Annotated in this window: 11 protein-coding genes; 6 read left to right on the forward strand and 5 right to left on the reverse strand. The window is 71.6% G+C overall.

Features of this window, described 5'->3' with window-relative positions; all coding sequences use genetic code 11:
- The first annotated feature begins 73 nt into the window (after nt 1-73).
- Entirely contained in the window at nt 74-2,071 is a 1,998-nt protein-coding gene (locus tag IL992_RS20370) for a thioredoxin domain-containing protein (protein ID WP_193204939.1), read from the forward strand.
- A gap of 63 nt (nt 2,072-2,134) precedes the next feature.
- On the opposite strand, the gene IL992_RS20375 is transcribed toward IL992_RS20370, so the two are convergent.
- Entirely contained in the window at nt 2,135-4,456 is a 2,322-nt protein-coding gene (locus IL992_RS20375; RefSeq protein WP_319018691.1) for a transglycosylase domain-containing protein, read from the reverse strand.
- A 302-nt stretch (nt 4,457-4,758) separates the two neighbouring features.
- Entirely contained in the window at nt 4,759-5,226 is a 468-nt protein-coding gene (locus IL992_RS20380; RefSeq protein WP_193204940.1) for an Lrp/AsnC family transcriptional regulator, read from the reverse strand.
- 96 nt (nt 5,227-5,322) lie between these two features.
- Between IL992_RS20380 and hppD the strand changes: the two genes are divergently transcribed.
- From hppD to IL992_RS20395, 3 genes are all read left to right on the forward strand, one after another.
- Nucleotides 5,323-6,426 (forward strand): 4-hydroxyphenylpyruvate dioxygenase, encoded by a 1,104-nt coding sequence (hppD, locus tag IL992_RS20385; RefSeq protein ID WP_193204941.1) that lies wholly within the window; start codon nt 5,323-5,325, stop codon nt 6,424-6,426.
- 104 nt (nt 6,427-6,530) lie between these two features.
- Nucleotides 6,531-7,037 carry an RDD family protein gene (locus IL992_RS20390; protein ID WP_193204942.1) on the forward strand — a complete coding sequence of 169 codons (507 nt, stop codon included), beginning with the start codon at nt 6,531-6,533 and terminating at the stop codon, nt 7,035-7,037.
- A gap of 162 nt (nt 7,038-7,199) precedes the next feature.
- Nucleotides 7,200-8,687, forward strand: coding sequence for a M1 family metallopeptidase (locus tag IL992_RS20395; RefSeq protein WP_319018692.1), 1,488 nt, complete (start codon nt 7,200-7,202; stop codon nt 8,685-8,687).
- A 45-nt stretch (nt 8,688-8,732) separates the two neighbouring features.
- Here the strand turns inward: IL992_RS20395 and ilvA are convergent, their stop codons facing one another.
- The 3 genes from ilvA to IL992_RS20410 all read right to left on the reverse strand — a co-directional run bounded on the left by ilvA (nt 8,733) and on the right by IL992_RS20410 (nt 12,340).
- Nucleotides 8,733-9,947, reverse strand: a complete 1,215-nt coding sequence (gene ilvA / locus IL992_RS20400) for a threonine ammonia-lyase (RefSeq protein WP_193204944.1) — start codon at nt 9,945-9,947, stop codon at nt 8,733-8,735.
- Between the two features lie 141 nt (nt 9,948-10,088).
- Entirely contained in the window at nt 10,089-11,117 is a 1,029-nt protein-coding gene (locus IL992_RS20405) for an ROK family protein (protein ID WP_193204945.1), read from the reverse strand.
- On the reverse strand, nt 11,114-12,340 hold the full coding sequence (locus tag IL992_RS20410) for an FIST signal transduction protein (RefSeq protein ID WP_193204946.1): 1,227 nt from the start codon (nt 12,338-12,340) through the stop codon (nt 11,114-11,116). The genes IL992_RS20405 and IL992_RS20410 overlap by 4 nt, the downstream gene beginning before the upstream one ends.
- A 160-nt stretch (nt 12,341-12,500) precedes the next feature.
- Between IL992_RS20410 and IL992_RS20415 the strand changes: the two genes are divergently transcribed.
- A complete protein-coding gene (locus IL992_RS20415) occupies nt 12,501-13,910 on the forward strand; it encodes a sigma 54-interacting transcriptional regulator (RefSeq protein ID WP_193204947.1) in 1,410 nt (469 codons plus the stop codon).
- 7 nt (nt 13,911-13,917) lie between these two features.
- Complete coding sequence (locus IL992_RS20420; protein WP_193204948.1) at nt 13,918-15,861, forward strand: vWA domain-containing protein; 1,944 nt, start codon at nt 13,918-13,920, stop codon at nt 15,859-15,861.
- The last annotated feature ends 308 nt before the right edge of the window (nt 15,862-16,169 follow it).

The following is a 16,169-nucleotide window of genomic DNA, read 5'->3' on the forward strand; positions in this document are numbered from 1 at the left end:
GGCCGGTCCGAGCCGATCACGCCCGGTGTCCAGGCCCCGCCCGGGAGAACAGACGGTGTGAGAGGCTGGCCTTATGAATCGGCTGGGTGGCGAGACCTCTCCCTACCTCCTGCAACACGCGGACAACCCGGTGGACTGGTTCCCCTGGGGCGAGGAGGCGTTCGCGGAGGCGCGCGGGCGTGACGTCCCCCTGCTGATCAGCGTGGGCTATTCGGCGTGCCACTGGTGTCATGTGATGGCACACGAGTCCTTCGAGGACGAGGCCACCGCGCGGCTGATGAACGAGTTGTTCGTCAACGTCAAGGTGGACCGCGAGGAGCGGCCCGACGTGGACGCCGTCTACATGGGCGCGGTCCAGGCGATGACCGGGCAGGGCGGCTGGCCGATGACGGTCTTCGCCACCCCCGGCGGACACCCGTTCTACGCCGGCACCTACTTCCCCCGGTCGCACTTCCAGCGGCTGCTGCACGCCGTCTCGCAGGCCTGGCGGCAGGACCGGGAGGGCGTCCTGGCCCAAGGGGAGAAGGTGGTGGAGGCGCTCACCGAGCGCACCGGGGCGCCCTCAGGCCCGCTGCCCACCGCCGAGACCCTCGACCTCGCCGTACGGAACCTCGCGGAGAGCTTCGACGAGCGGCGGGGCGGGTTCGGCGGGGCGCCCAAGTTCCCGCCGTCCATGGTCTTGGAGTTCCTGCTGCGGCACGGCACCCGGGAGGCCATGGCCATGGCGGAGACGACCATGGAAGCGATGGCCAGGGGCGGCATGTACGACCAGCTCGCCGGGGGCTTCGCCCGCTACTCGGTGGACGCGGACTGGGTCGTGCCGCACTTCGAGAAGATGCTCTACGACAACGCGCTGCTGCTGCGGGTCTACGCCCACTGGTGGCGCTCGACCGGCTCGATCCTGGCCAGGCGGGTGGTCCTGGAGACCGCCGAATGGCTGCTGCGGGAGATGCGCACGCCCGAGGGCGCGTTCGCCTCGGCCCTCGACGCCGACAGCGAGGGACCGGACGGCACCCACGGCGAGGGGTTGTTCTACGTCTGGACCCCCGAACAGCTCCGCGAGGTCCTCGGGGAGGACGACGGAGCCTGGGCGGCCTCGGTATTCGAGGTGACCGGCACGTTCGAGCACGGCACGTCGGTCCTCCAGCTTCTCGCCGACCCCGACGACCCGGCCCGGTTCGACCGGGTGCGTACGGCCCTGCGCGCCGCGCGGGAGCGGCGGCCACGACCCGGCCGGGACGACAAGGTCGTGGCCTCCTGGAACGGGCTCGCGATCGCCGCCCTGGCCGAGGCGGGCGCGCTCTTCGACCGGCCGGACCTGATCGGGGCCGCACGCGAGGCGGCCGTGCTGCTCGACGACCTGCACACGGTGAGCCGCGACCCGGCCCGGCTGCTGCGGACCTCCCGCGACGGCCGGGCGGGGGCCAACGCCGGCATGCTGGAGGACTACGCCAACACGGCCGAGGGCTTCCTCGCCCTCTACGGCGTCACCGGCGAGAGCCGGTGGTTCCAGCGGGCCGGAGACCTGCTGGAGACCGTGCTGACGAGGTTCCCCGACGGGTCGGGAGGGTTCTACGACGCGCCCGACGACGGCGAGCGGCTGTTCCAGCGGCCCCAGGACCCGACCGACAACGCGACGCCCTCAGGGCAGTTCGCGGCGGCGGGAGCGCTGCTGTCGTACGCCGCGCTCACCGGTTCGGCCCGGCACCGGGAGGCGGCCGAGGCGGCGCTGGGCACGGTCTCCGCGCTGGCGGAGCGGTACGCCCGGTTCGCCGGATGGGGTCTCGCGGTGGCGGAGGCGGCGCTGCGCGGCCCCGCCGAGGTGGCGATCGTCGGCCCGGCCGACGACGCCCGCACCCGCGCGCTCCACAAGGCGGCCCTCATGTCCGGCACGCCGGGGCTGGTCGTCGCGCTGGGCACGGGACAACCCGGCACCGCGCCGATGGAGGTGCCGCTGCTCGAGGGGCGGGGCATGGTCGACGGCTCGCCGGCGGCTTATGTGTGCCGGCGGTTCACCTGCCGGGCGCCGGTCACCACCCCCGCGGAGCTGCGCGCCGAACTCGCCCAATAGAAGCGGCAGGGTAGACGCGGAAGGCCGAGACGTCCTCAGGCGTGGTCGCCTGCCCCCGGGCCGTCAGCGGGCGGGAACCTGGGCGACCGGGAGCTGCGGCCCGGGGATCTGTGCGACCGGGCCACTCTGACCGTTCTGCGAAGTCTGACCCGACTGCCCGTTCTGAACAGTCTGTCCCGTCTGGCCGGTTCGCCGCGTGCCCTGGTCGATCTGGCCGGACCGTCTGGTGCCCGCGTCGGATCTGGTGGTTCCCGTCGCGGTGGCGGCGCGGGTGGCGGGGTCCGCGGCACCCGTGTCGCGGGCACGGCCCGTGCCGATCGGGCCATTCGGGCCGGTCACGTCGCCGATGCCGTTCGCACCGCCTCTCGGGCCGGCCTCGCCGTCCTGGCCGGTCGCGCCCGGCTGCTCCTCGTCCGCACCTGTGGGCCCACCGGGCACACCGGGCATGTCGGGGCCGGGCACCGTCGTCCCGTCACCCGGCCCGTACGGCATGGGCGACCCGGCCGGTCCCGACGGATAGGCCGTGGGAGCCCCGCTCTGCTGCGGCATCGCCATGCCGTAGGTGTCCCAGTAGTAGGGGTTCCACGTGACCGGGTCGGGGAACTCCCGGACCGGCTTGCCCTCCATGGCGGTGCTCATGAAGGTCTTCCAGATCTCGGCGGGCAGCGTGCCGCCGTACAACTCCCCGTAGCCGGGGACGGTCACCGGCTTGTTGTCGTCGCGGAACATGTCGACCGCGACGGCCAGCTGGGGGACGTAGCCGGAGAACCAGACGGCCGCCGACTCGTCGGTGGTGCCGGTCTTGCCCGCCACCGGGCGGTCCCACAGCCGCGCGGCGGTGCCGGTGCCGCCGCGCACCACCTGCTCCAGCGCGTACGTCGTATCGGCGGCGGTGTTCTCGCTGAAGGCCCGGGTGCCTGGCGGGGCGAACTTCCGGGTGAGTCCGGTGCTGTCGGTGACCGCCCGGATCACGTGCGGCTCATGGTGGATGCCTCCAGCGGCGAAGGTGGCGAACCCGGAGGCCTGCTGCACGGCGCTCACCGAGGCCACGCCGAGGGGCAACGTGGCGGCGCTCTGGTGGGGGGTGAGCTGCGCCGCGGGGATCCCGGCGGCCCGCGCCGCCGCGACGACCTTGTCGAGGCCGATCCGCTGTCCGAGGTCCACGAAGGCGGTGTTGACCGAGAACTGCGTCGCCTGCAGCAGGGTGATCGCCTGCCCGTACGACCTGCCGCCGGAGTTGGGGATGTCGGCGGAGCCGATGCGGATCGGAGAGTTGCCGTAGACCAGCGTGTCGAGCCCGTATCCGGCTTCGAGCGCGGCGGCCAGTGTGTAGGGCTTGAAGGTCGAGCCGGCCTGGACCTTGGCGGAGAAGGCGTTGTCGTACTGGTTGGTCTCGTAACGGCCGCCGTAGAAGGCGACGACCTCGCCGGTCTCGGGGTCGACGGCCGCCAGGCCGGTGCGGACCTTCTTGGGGGTGTCGTCCGGCAGGACCGACTTGACCGCCTGCTGGGCCTGCGTCATCAGCTTCTTGTCGAACGTCGTGGTGACCTTCAGGCCGCCGTGGTTGATGTCCTCGTCGGTGTAGCCGAGCCGGTTCAGCTCGGCGCGCACCTGCGCCAGCATGTAGCCGTTCTGGCCGCCGAGGGTCAGCGGCGCCCGCTGCTTGGCGAGTGTGGGGAACACCTGTGCGTCTGCCTCTTCACGCGTGATCGCGCCGGTCTCGCGCATGCCCCGGATCACCGACGTCCATCTGGCCCTCACCGCGTCGAGCGCGTCCCCGGTCGGGTTGGCGAACCGGGTGGGCTGCTGGATCACGGCGGCGAGGTAGGCGCCCTCGGCGGCCGTAAGGTTCTGCACGTCCTTGTCGAAGTAGGCCCGCGCGGCGGCCTGGATGCCGTACGCCCCACGGCCGAAGTAAATGGTGTTGAGGTAGCGCTCCAGCACCCAGTCTTTCGACTTGGAACGATCCACCTTCAACGCGATCATGATCTCCTTGAGCTTGCGCCCGATGGAGCGTTCCTGACCGAGGCCGCTGTAGTAGTTGCGGACCATCTGCTGGGTGATCGTCGAGCCGCCCTGGAGCTGACGGCCGGTGACGGTCGACCACACGGCGCGGGCCGTACCGGACAGGGAGACGCCCTGGTCCTGGTAGAACGTCCGGTTCTCCGCCGCGATGACCGCGCTTCTGACGACCTGGGGGACCTGTGTGAGCGGCACGTTCTTGCGGTTGACGCCCTCGGTGGCGAGGACCGTCCTGCCGTCCCGGTAGTAGATCACCGAGCCCTGGGCCGTCGCCAGTTCCTGGGTGCTGTCCGGGATGGGGGTCAGCGCCCACACCACGGCGAGGAACACGACAAGCCCCAGGATCCCGGTGGCCAGGCTCACGAGGAGGACACGCGGCAGCCGTCTTCGCCGGCGAGGCTTCGGCGCGCTGCCGTCCCCGCCTCCTCCCCCGTTCGGGCCGCCGAGTGGCGCCCGCGGATCCGCGGCGCCCTCCCCGATCGGGCCCTCCTCGGCGCTGTCCACGCTGTGACCCCCGATAAGTCCGATACCCCCGCTACGCCCATTTGTGCCCTCTGAGCTGGGCGGATGGAACCACGGTAAACGATGGCCATCGATGGTCCGGCACTTCCCGCGACGTCTGTGGAAAAGCCTGTCCCTCGCAAGGGCACTGTGGAAAACCCGCGTCAGCCCCCCGCCGCACGGACGAGCGGGAGGGTCCGGTACGGCACCGGCGTGTCGAGCGCGATCACCGATTCGGTCCGTACGACGCCCTGCACGTCCACGATCAGGTCGATGACACGCTGGAGGTCGGCGTTGCTGCGGGCGACCACGCGGCAGAGCATGTCTCCCCCGCCGGTGATCGTGTGGACCTCCAGGACCTCGGGGATGAGCGCGAGCTGGTCGGCCACCGGCACGTGCCCCGCGACCTGCCTGATGTGCAACGTCACGAACGCCGTCACGTCGAAACCGAGCGCGGCCGGATCGATCTCCGGGCCGTAGCCGGTGATGACCCCCTTCGCGGCCATGCGATCGAGCCGGGCCTGCACCGTTCCCCGGGCGACATTCAGCCTTCGGGAGCACTCGAGCACGCCGATCCTGGGCTCGGCGGCCAGCAGGGCGACGAGCCGGGCGTCGAGGTGGTCAATCGTCATAACGATTTCCCCTTGCGTGAGGCGAAGATTGAGCACATTGTCCACCGAATCAACTCACTGTTGCGCAAATTGGCCACGCCAACGGACAGTTGACGCATGAACGATGTCTTTCCGGTTCACGGCATGGACGCGGTGGTCTTCGCGGTCGGCAACGCGAAGCAGGCCGCCCACTACTACTCGACCGCCTTCGGGATGCGCCTGGTGGCCTACCGAGGGCCGGAGACGGGCAGCCGCGAGGAGGTCGCGTACGTCCTCGTGTCGGGCTCGGCCCGGTTCGAGCTGCGCGGAGCCGTACGCGCGGGCACGCCGCTCGCGCGTCACGTGGCCGAGCACGGCGACGGAGTCATCGACCTCGCGCTGGACGTGCCGGACGTGGAGACGGCCTACCGCCACGCGCTGGCGCACGGGGCCCGGGGGCTGGAGGAGCCCCACGTGGTCGAGGACGACCACGGCAAGGTCGTGGTCGCGGCCATCGCGACCTACGGCGAGACCCGGCACACGCTGATAGACAGGTCCAACTACACCGGCCCCTACCTGCCGGGATACGTCGCGGCCGAGCCCATCGTCGCCCCGCCCGCGGTGAAGAACGGCCGGCTCTTCCAGGCGATCGACCACTGCGTCGGCAACGTCGAGCGCATGGAGGAGTGGGTGGAGTTCTATGAGAAGGTCATGGGCTTCACCAAGATGGCGGAGTTCATCGGCGACGACATCGCCACCGAATACTCGGCGCTCATGTCCAAGGTCGTCGCGGACGGCACCCGCAAGGTCAAGTTCCCGCTGAACGAGCCCGCAGAGGGCAAGAAGAAGTCCCAGATCGAGGAGTTCCTGGAGTTCTACGGCGGCCCTGGCGTGCAGCACATCGCGCTGGCCACCAACGACATCGTCACGACGGTCGACGCCATGCGCGAGGCGGGGATCGAGTTCCTCGACACGCCCGACTCCTACTACGACGACCCGGAGCTGCGCTCCCGCATCGGCGAGGTCCGCGTGCCGGTCGAGGAGCTGAAGAAGCGCCGCATCCTCGTGGACCGCGACGAGGACGGCTATCTTCTGCAGATCTTCACCAAGCCGGTGGTGGACCGCCCGACCGTCTTCTTCGAGCTCATCGAGCGTCACGGGTCCCTCGGCTTCGGCAAGGGCAACTTCAAGGCGCTCTTCGAGGCCATCGAGCGCGAGCAGGAGCGCCGCGGCACCCTCTGACCTCAGGTCGTGGCCGGCAAATCAAGGGCAGCGTTTGCCAGACACTCCCCAGCCTTTGCGCGCGCCCGGCTTTGACCGAAGGGCGGCGGGGTGACCATTCAGCCATGGGAACACCGCCGCCTCCGGGAAGCCCGTACGAGGAACCGAGGATTCCCTGGACGCCCCCGCCTTTCGGGCAGACGGCGCCGCGGCTCGCCGGCCGCTGGCGCCGCCTGTTCGCCGGGATCGTGGACGCCGTGCTCGTCGGACTCGTCACCTCGCCGCTCACCTGGGACAACTGGAGGGTCGTGTACGACAGCACGACGGGGGCGGTGGCGCGGATCCCGGTCGGCAACGGCCTTCTCATCGGAGTGATCGGGTTCCTCTACTACTGGCTGCTCCAGTCGTTCTGGAACGGGCAGACGGTGGGCAAGAGGCTGTTCGGCATGCGCGTCGTGCGGGAGACCGGTGAGCCGGCCGGTCCCGGGCCGATCGCCGTGCGGCAGGCGGTGGAGATCGTGCTTGGCTGGCTGTTCTGCCTCGGGCTGGTGAACCTCGCGTGGATCCTGTTCGACCGCAGGAAGCAGGCCCTGCACGACAAGGCGGCCCGTACGCTCGTCGTGGACGCCTGACCCGCACGCCCGGCGCACAACGGACACCTGACCGGCACGCCCGGCGGACCCCCGGCGACCCCCGCGAGCAGGGAAAACGCCCGGAGTCACTACCCGGACCACACCACGGCCTCGCGTAGAGTTGCCAGACATATGTCCACGCATCGTCTTCCTCCGTTCTCAGTGACGACCACGACGCCGACCACCACGCCGACCGGCGTGCGGGCCGGCAGACGGGTCTCCGCCCTGATCTGTGCCGTGGCCGTGGGGGCCGCCACCGCCTGCACGCCGTCCGAGGGCGCGGTCGCGCCGTCCCAGGTGGCGGCCGTCGCCCCGGCATCGCCGGGCGCGGGCGCGTCGAAGGGCACCACCGGCGCCCCGGGGATCGGCGACCCGGACTTCCCCGGTGACGGCAACGGCGGCTACGACGTCCAGCACTACGACCTGCGCCTGTCGTACGACCCGTCGTCCAGGAAGCTCGCGGGCAGCGCCACGATCGAGGCGAAGGCCGCACAGGACCTGACGTCGTTCGACCTGGACCTGCACGGGCTCACGGTGAGCCGGGTGACGGTGGACGGCGGAGCGGCCTCGTTCAGCCGCAGCCAGGACGAGCTCGTGATCCAGCCGGGCCGGCGGATCTCGAACGGCGACCGGTTCGCGGTCACCATCGACTACTCGGGCGTGCCCGAACCGATGCGCGACTCCGCCAACCTCGGCGAGTACGGCTTCATCTCCACGGCGGACGGGGCGTTCGTCACGTGTGAGCCGAACGGCGCGAAGACCTGGTTCCCGTCGAACGACCACCCGTCGGACAAGGCGACCTACGACTTCCAGATCACCGTCCCCGAGGGGCTGACCGCGATCGCCAACGGCGAGATGGCGGGGACGCCCCAGACCAAGGGGGGCAAGACGACCTTCGTCTGGCGGGAGAAGCACCCGATGGCGAGCTACCTCGCCACGATGACGACCGGGAAGTTCCAGGTCCGCACCGGCACGAGCGACAAGGGCCTGCCGATCTACGTCGCCGTCGCCGACTCCTTTCGCGGCTCGCTCGACCAGCTCCTCACGCAGACGGGGAAGATCACCGACTACTGGTCGACCGTCTTCGGGCCGTACCCGTTCTCCTCGACGGGCGGCGTGATCGACGACTACGCGGCCGGGTACGCGCTGGAGAACCAGACGAAGCCCATCTACGGCGGCTTCTCCCCCGAGCCCGACATCATCGCGCACGAGCTCGCGCATCAGTGGTTCGGCGACAGCCTGAGCATCGGGCGCTGGCGGGACCTGTGGCTGAACGAGGGCTTCGCGACGTACGCCGAATGGCTGTGGGCGGAGCACACCGGCCAGTACACGGCCGATTCGGCCTTCCGGCGCTACTACGCGAACGCGGGGGACGCGATGTGGGCCTACCCGCCGGGCGCGGCCCGCGCCGACGACCTGTTCAGCGCCGCCGTCTACACCCGCGGCGCGATGACGCTGCACGCCCTGCGCCGGGAGATCGGCGACGACAAGTTCTTCCCGCTGATCAGGGCGTGGACCGACGCCCACAGGTACGGCAACGTCACGACGCAGGAGTTCATCGCGCTGGCCGAGCGCGTGTCGGGCAAGAACCTCAAGGGGCTGTTCGACGCCTGGCTGTTCCAGCCGAAGCGTCCCGCCCCGATCACCTGACCGCCCCGATCTCCTGAGCCGGCCGCCGACCGGCTCAGGAGAGGCTCAGGAGAACAGCAGCTTGTAGCCGTCCCGCCGCAGCGCGCTCAGCACCTCGTCACAGTGCGCGGGGCCACGGGTCTCCAACTGCAGCAGGACCTCGGCCTCGTCCAGGTGCAGCCGGGAGCCGAACCGCTCGTGCACCACGTCGAGCACGTTGGCCCCGAGGTCGGCCAGCCGGGCCAGCAGCGCGGCCAGCGCCCCGGGACGGTCGGTCAGCCGGATGCGGAAGGCGAGGTAGCGGCCCGCCGCCGCCAGGCCGTGCCGCAGCACCCTGGCCAGCAGCAGCGGGTCGATGTTGCCGCCCGACAGCACGACGACCACCGGCGGCTCGAACGCGTGCGGCTGGTCGAGCAGCGCCGCCACCCCCGCCACTCCGGCCGGCTCCACCAGCAGCTTCGAGCGTTCGAGGCACAGCAGCAGGGCCCGCGACAGCGACTCCTCCGAGACCGTCACGACGCTGTCCACCAGGTAGTGGATCAGCTCGAACGGCAGCTCGCCCGGCCGCCCGACCGCGATGCCGTCCGCCATCGTCGACGTGGGCTCGACCATGACCGGCCGGCCCGCGGCCAGCGAGTCGGGGTAGGCCGCGGCCCGCTCGGCCTGCACGCCCACCACCTTGATCCCCGGACGCTGGGACTTCACCGCGAGCGCGACCCCCGCCGCGAGACCGCCGCCGCCGATGGGCAGCACGATCGTGGCCGTGCCGGGAAGCTGCTCCAGGATCTCCAGGCCGACCGTGCCCTGCCCGGCGACCACGTCGGGGTGGTCGAACGGGTGGATGAACACCGCGCCGGTCCGGTCTGCGTGCTCCCTGGCCGCCCCCAGGGCCTCGTCGACCGTGTGCCCCGCGAACACCACGTCCGCGCCGTACGCCCGGGTGGCCTCCACCTTCGGCAGCGGCGCGCCCTCGGGCATGTAGACGGTCGACTTGGCCCCGACCAGCGACGAGCCCAGCGCCACGCCCTGCGCATGGTTCCCCGCGCTGGCCGCAACCACGCCCCTGGCCCGCTCCTCCTCGCTCAGGCGCGCGATCCGCACGTACGCCCCGCGGACCTTGAACGACCCGGCCCGCTGGAGGTTCTCGCATTTGAGGTGCACCGAGCCGCCGACGATCTCGGACAGCACCCGTGAGTGCAGGACGGGCGTCAGCGCCGCCACTTCCGACAGCAACTCGCGCGCGGCGACGACGTCGTCGTACGTCACCTGTGGGACAGCCATGTGCCAATCATCACAGGTTCCGGGGAGCGACACGCCCTCAGAGGCCGGGCGACCAGTGCCGCGACCGACAAGATTTGCCCGTTCGGAGCGGTGTCCAGAGTGGTGCATCGCAAGGCGGAGGAGGAGGCCATAGCGGTGGAGCTATGGGCGACGACGAGAACGCAGCGAGGTGCCGCTCTGGGCGACGCGACGGGGCAAAGATTGGCGGGAGGGGGACCAGTAGCTGTCTCCGGCGATCACGAGGGCGGCGGCGCCGACGAGACCGGCGTCCTGGCCGAGCGCGGCGGGCACGACCCGCACCCGCCCGGCGAACCCCATCCGGGTGTGCTCCCGCAAGGCCTCCTCCAGGGGCCCGAACAGCAGGTCGCCCGCCTGACTGAGCCCGCCGCCCACGGTCACGAGGTCGAGGTCGCACAGGTTGACGGCCGAGGCGATCGCGATGCCCAGGGCGCGCCCGGCCCGGGCCATCGCGGCCAGCGCGGTCGGGTCACCCGCGGCGGCGTCCGCGGCCAGCCTGCGCGCGGTGGCCGTCCCCTCCTCCCGGTAGAGGTCCCCTTCGGTGACGGCCTCGCCCGGAGACCAGCCCTGGGCGAGCGCCCAGGCGGCGAGGCCGGGGCCGCGGGCGATCGCCTCCAGGCAGCCGTTGCCGCCGCACCCGCACGGCGGGCCCTCGGGATCGACCACCACGTGGCCGATGTGACCCGCGTTGCCCGTCCCGCCGTCGATGAGCCTGCCGCCGAGGATCAGCCCGCCGCCGACCCCGGTCGACACGACCATCCCCAGCATGGCCGCGCTCCCCCGCCCGGCGCCGCGCCAGTGCTCGGCGACGGCGAGGCAGATCGCGTCGTTGTGGATGCGGACCGGGACGCCGGGAAAGCGTGCCGCCAGCCTCGCGCGCAGCGGGAAGCCGCGCCAGCCGCCCATGTTGAGCGGCGAGACCTCCCCCTCCGGCCAGGTCATCGGGCCGCCGCAGCCGATGCCCACACCGGCGAGGGCGGCGGGCGCGTCCAGCCGGTCGAGCAGGACGGTCAGCGTCCGCCAGAGCGTCTCGGCGTCGGCGCCCTGCGGGGTGGCGACCCGCTCGGCGGCCACCACCTGCCCGTCCGGCTCCACCAGGCCCGCCGCGAACTTCGTGCCGCCGATGTCGACGGCCAGGGTGAGGTCGCTCACGCACCCGCTCCCGTGCCGGTGGACAGGCCCGTACCACTGGAGAACCCCGTGCCGCTGGAGAAGACGAGCAGCGACGCGGTGAAGCCGTGGACGTGGTTGTGCCCGCTGACCGGCCCGACCTCGCCCGCGGCGAAGAACCCCGCCACCCCGATCGGCCCCAGCGTCTCGCGTACGGCGAGCGCGTCGTGGTCGGCCGAGCCGAACATGCCCGAGCCCCGGCCGTTGCAGGAGAACAGCAGAGCCCCCTCGACCCGGCCGGAGTGCTGCTGCAGGTGGGCGTCGAGCAGTTCGTAGAGGTCCTCGTCGGCGGCCTCGGCATCCCTGACCTGGAACCGCACCGTCCTGCCGATCTCGATCACGTCGCCGACGGCCACCGCCTCGCGTTCGGGATCGATGCCGATGACCCCCCGGATCAGGAAGTCGCCGCGCTCGTGGCGCTCGGCGTACTCGTCCATCGCGATGCCGATCTGTAAGCCGGCGGCCACCAGGTCGCGGTCCTCCTCGTCGAGGGCGCTGACGATGTCCTCCAGGCGGGCCAGGGCCGGCTGGCCGGCGAGTTCCAGCAGCACGTTGTCCTCGGCCCGGGTGACGACCATGGACGGCCCGATCGGCCGGCAGCCCTGGCTGACGACGGTGCCGATGTTCACCGCGCCACCGATGATCACTCCGATCGCGCCGGAGTCGTGGACCTCTCCGTTGGCGAACAGCCGTACGGAACCACGGCCCTGGAGCCCGTTGGCCAGGCCGCCGACGATCGGCAGGCTGCCCAGCACCTCGTGCGAGTGCTCGATGAACGCGTCGGTGGGGAAGCTGTAGGGGTCGGCGAGCAGGATCGCCGCCCGGTCGTCGGGGACGCGCTCGGGCAGCCCCACGACCACGAACCTGTCCTCCGTGCGGAGCGTCTCCAGGGCGAAGGTGTCGATCCTGGCCCCGCCGAGGGAGGCCGCCCACGCGCTCACGGCCGGGGTCAGCTCCACGCCCTGGCCGTGCCCGATGACGCCGGTCGCGCTACAGCCGATCACGTCGGCTCCGGACGCGACGGACATCGCCCGCCGGCCCGCGCTGGCCACGTCGTCGGGATCGTCCCCGCAGATGAAGAAGCACACCAGGTCTGGCGGACCCGACAGGCCGGCCAACGCCTGGCGTACGGCCGTCTCGGCCGCTTCCACCAGGTTCGCGCCCACGGCGAGACCGTCGGCGAAGCGGCTCGTCAATACCGCCATGTCTCGCCCTCTCTTCCTCCGCGACTGTTTCCTTGGGCCGATTCTCCCCACTGAACGGAGGTCAACGCACAGGCCGCCCCGCCAATTGGCCGGGCGTCCGGCGGCCGTGTCTCCCAAACCCGGCTGCAGGATCGTCTGATGGGGACGTAGGCTCGACTCCGTGCACAAATCGCCCACGCCTGCCCCCAGCACTCTGCGTGAACTGCGCGAGAGTGGACACCGATACCGTACGGTCAAGGCCGAGATCAGGGAGAACCTCCTGGCTCGGCTGCGGGCCGGCGAGACCCGGTTCCCCGGCATCGTCGGCTTCGACGACACCGTCCTGCCCCATCTGGAGAGGGCGCTGATCGCCGGTCACGACCTCGTGCTCCTCGGCGAGCGCGGCCAGGGAAAGACCCGCCTGATCCGCACCATCACCGGCCTGCTCGACGAGTGGTCGCCCGTGGTCAAGGGCTGCGAGATCAACGACCACCCGTACGCGCCGGTCTGCGTCCGGTGCCGGCGGCTGGCCGCCGCGCACGGCGACGACCTGCCTGTCGCGTGGAAGCACCGCGAGGACCGGTACGGCGAGAAGCTGGCCACCCCGGACACCTCGGTCGGCGACCTGATCGGCGACGTCGACCCCATCAAGATCGCCGAGGGCCGCACGCTCGGCGACCCCGAGACGGTCCACTACGGCCTGGTCCCCCGGACCAACCGAGGCGTCTTCTCCGTCAACGAGCTGCCCGACCTGGCCGAGCGCATCCAGGTGGCGCTGCTCAACGTGCTGGAGGAGCGCGACATCCAGGTCCGCGGCTACAACCTGCGCCTCCCCCTCGACATCCTGCTGATCGCCAGCGCCAACCCCGAGGACTACACCAACCGCGGCCGGATCATCACCCCGCTGAAGGACCGCTTCGGCGCGGAGATCCGCACGCACTACCCCCAAACGGTCGAGGACGAGCTGGTCCTGATCCGCCAGGAGGCCGACCTCGGCGCCCTCGGCGCGGACCTGCCCGACCACCTGGTGGAGGTGATCGCCCGGTTCACCCGCCTGGTCCGCGAGTCCACCGCCGTCGACTCCCGCTCGGGCGTGTCGGCCCGCTTCTCGATCGCCGCCGCCGAGACCGCCGCCGCCTCCGCCGTACGGCGGGCCGCGCTGACCGGGGAGGAACGGCCTGTCACGCGGGTGTGCGACCTGCCCGGCGTGGTCCACACGCTGCGCGGCAAGGTCGAGTTCGAGGTCAGCGAGGAGGGGCGGGAGATCGACGTGCTCGCCCACCTGCTGCGCCGCGCGACGGCCGAGACCTTCCGCTCCTCACTCGGCGGCGCCGACCTCGCGCCGCTTCTCGACAGGTTCGGCGAGGGCGCGCAGGTCGAGTCGGGCGAGCTGGTGCCGGCCCACGAGCTGCTGCGCAGGATCGGCCGCGTCGAGGGCCTGTCGAAGATCATGGCGCGGCTCGGCATGGGCGAGGGCGACGAGTCGCCCGGCCACGCCGCCGCGGCGCTGGAGTTCACGCTGGAGGGGCTGTACCTGATGCGCAGGCTGTCCAAGGACGAGACCGACGGCGGGACGGTGTACCGCACGTGACCCGGCCATGAGCTACTTCTACCGCGAGTACCACGACGGGCCGGATCCGCTGGCTCCGCCCTACGACGTACGCTCGGCGCTGGACGAGATGGGCGACGCCATCCTGTCCGGCTCGACACCGCTCGACGCGCTGCGCGACCTGCTCAGGCGGGGGCTCCCCGGCGCCCCGGACCGCCGCGGCCTCGACGACCTGCTCCGCCAGGTGCGGCGGCGCCGCCGCGAGCTGCGGGAGAACACCCGGCTCGACGGCACGCTGGAACGCGCGCGCGCCCTGCTCGACAAGGCGATCGGCCAGGAGCGGGCCGAGCTGTTCCCCGACCCCTCGGACGACGCCCGCTTCCGCGAGTCGGCGCTCGACGCGCTGCCTTCGGACACGGCGCGGGCGGTCCAGGAGCTGGCCGACTACGACTGGCGGTCGGCCGCCGCCCGGCAGACGTTCGAGGAGCTGCGCGACCTGCTGCGCCGGGAGGTCCTCGACAGCCAGTTCCGCGGCATGCGCGACGCGCTGGCCAACCCCGACCCGGCCGCCATGGAGCGCGTCCGGCAGATGATGTCGGACCTCAACGACATGCTGGACCGCGACGCCCGGGGTGAGCACACCCAGGATGACTTCGACCGGTTCATGCAGCAATACGGGGACATGTTCCCCGAGAATCCGCGGAACCTCGACGAGCTGGTCGACCAGCTCGCTCGCCGCGCCGCCGCCGCGCAGCGGCTGCTCGCCTCGCTCACCCCGGAGCAGCGCGAGGAGCTGGCCGGGCTGATCAACCACACGCTGGAGCAGGCGGGCCTGGCCGAGCAGATGCGCCGGCTCGGCGACGCCCTCCACGCCCGCCGCCCCGACCTCGCCTGGGGCGCCCCCGAACGGGTGTCCGGCGAGCAGCCGATGGGCATGGGTGACGCGGTGACGGCCCTGCAGGAGCTGGCCGACCTCGGCGACCTGGAAACCGCGCTGCGCCAGGACTACCCCGGCGCCCGGCTCGACGACATCGATGAGGCCGCCATCAGGCGGGCGCTCGGCCGCTCGGCCGTGGACGACCTGGAGGCCCTGCGGCAGGTCGAGCGCGAGCTGGAGGCCCAGGGCTACCTGCGGCGCAACCGCGGCAAGCTGGAGCTCACCCCCAAGGCCGTACGCCGGCTCGGGGAGACCGCCCTGCGCCGGGTCTTCGCCTCGCTCGACTCGGGCCGCCGCGGCGACCACGACCAGCGCGACGCGGGCACGGCCGGGGAGCCGACCGGATCGACCCGCCCGTGGCGCTTCGGCGACGAGCAGCCCATCGACGTCGTGCGTACGGTCGTCAACGGCGTACGGCGGGGCGGCGGCGCGCCGGTGGCCCTGTCGGTGGACGACTTCGAGGTCGTGGAGACCGAGCGACGCTCGGCGGCGGCCGTGTGCCTGCTGGTCGACCTGTCCTACTCGATGGCCCTGCGCGGCACCTGGGCGGCGGCAAAGCAGACCGCGCTCGCCCTCCAGGCGCTGGTGGCCTCGAAGTTCCCGCAGGACGCGGTGCAGATCATCGGGTTCTCGAACTACGCGCGGGTGCTACGGCCCGACGAACTCGCCGGGCTCGAATGGGACATGGTCCAGGGCACCAACCTGCACCACGCCCTGCTGATCGCGGGCCGTCACCTCGACCGGCACCCGGACTTCGAACCCGTGGTCCTGGTCGTGACCGACGGCGAGCCGACGGCGCACCTGATGCGCAGCGGCGTGCCGCGCTTCGAGTGGCCGCCGTCGCAGGAGACGCTGACGCTGACGCTCGCCGAGGTCGACAAGATGACCCGGCGGCGCGCGACGATCAACGTCTTCATGCTGGCAGCCGACGACCGTCTGCGCGAGTTCGTGGACGAGGTCGCCCGGCGCAACGGCGGCCGCGTCTTCTCCGCCAGCGCCGACCGCCTCGGCGAGTACGTCGTCAGCGACTTCCTGCGCGCCCGCCGCACCCGCTGAGCGGCCGGGCAAGAAGACGGATAGACGGACGCGCAGAGCGGTTCGCCGCCCCGTCACGCGGGCATTGCTAAGCACATGGGCGCGATTCGGGGGCGCGTTCCGAAGCGACGGATGGAGACCGGACGAGTTCCGGGAGATCGATAATCGATTGCCGACCGGGCTGCAATCGGCGGACGATAGACAGGCATCCCCTGTTCGCGCTGGTCGTTCCACATGCCGGTGGAAGGAGCGCTCCCATGTTCGCAGCGGTCGGCCTCATCGTTCTCATGATCCTCACCGGAGTGCTGTACGAGATGGCGGTCCACAAC

The organism is Microbispora sitophila (genome assembly GCF_014892245.1).
GTDB lineage: Bacteria > Actinomycetota > Actinomycetes > Streptosporangiales > Streptosporangiaceae > Microbispora > Microbispora siamensis.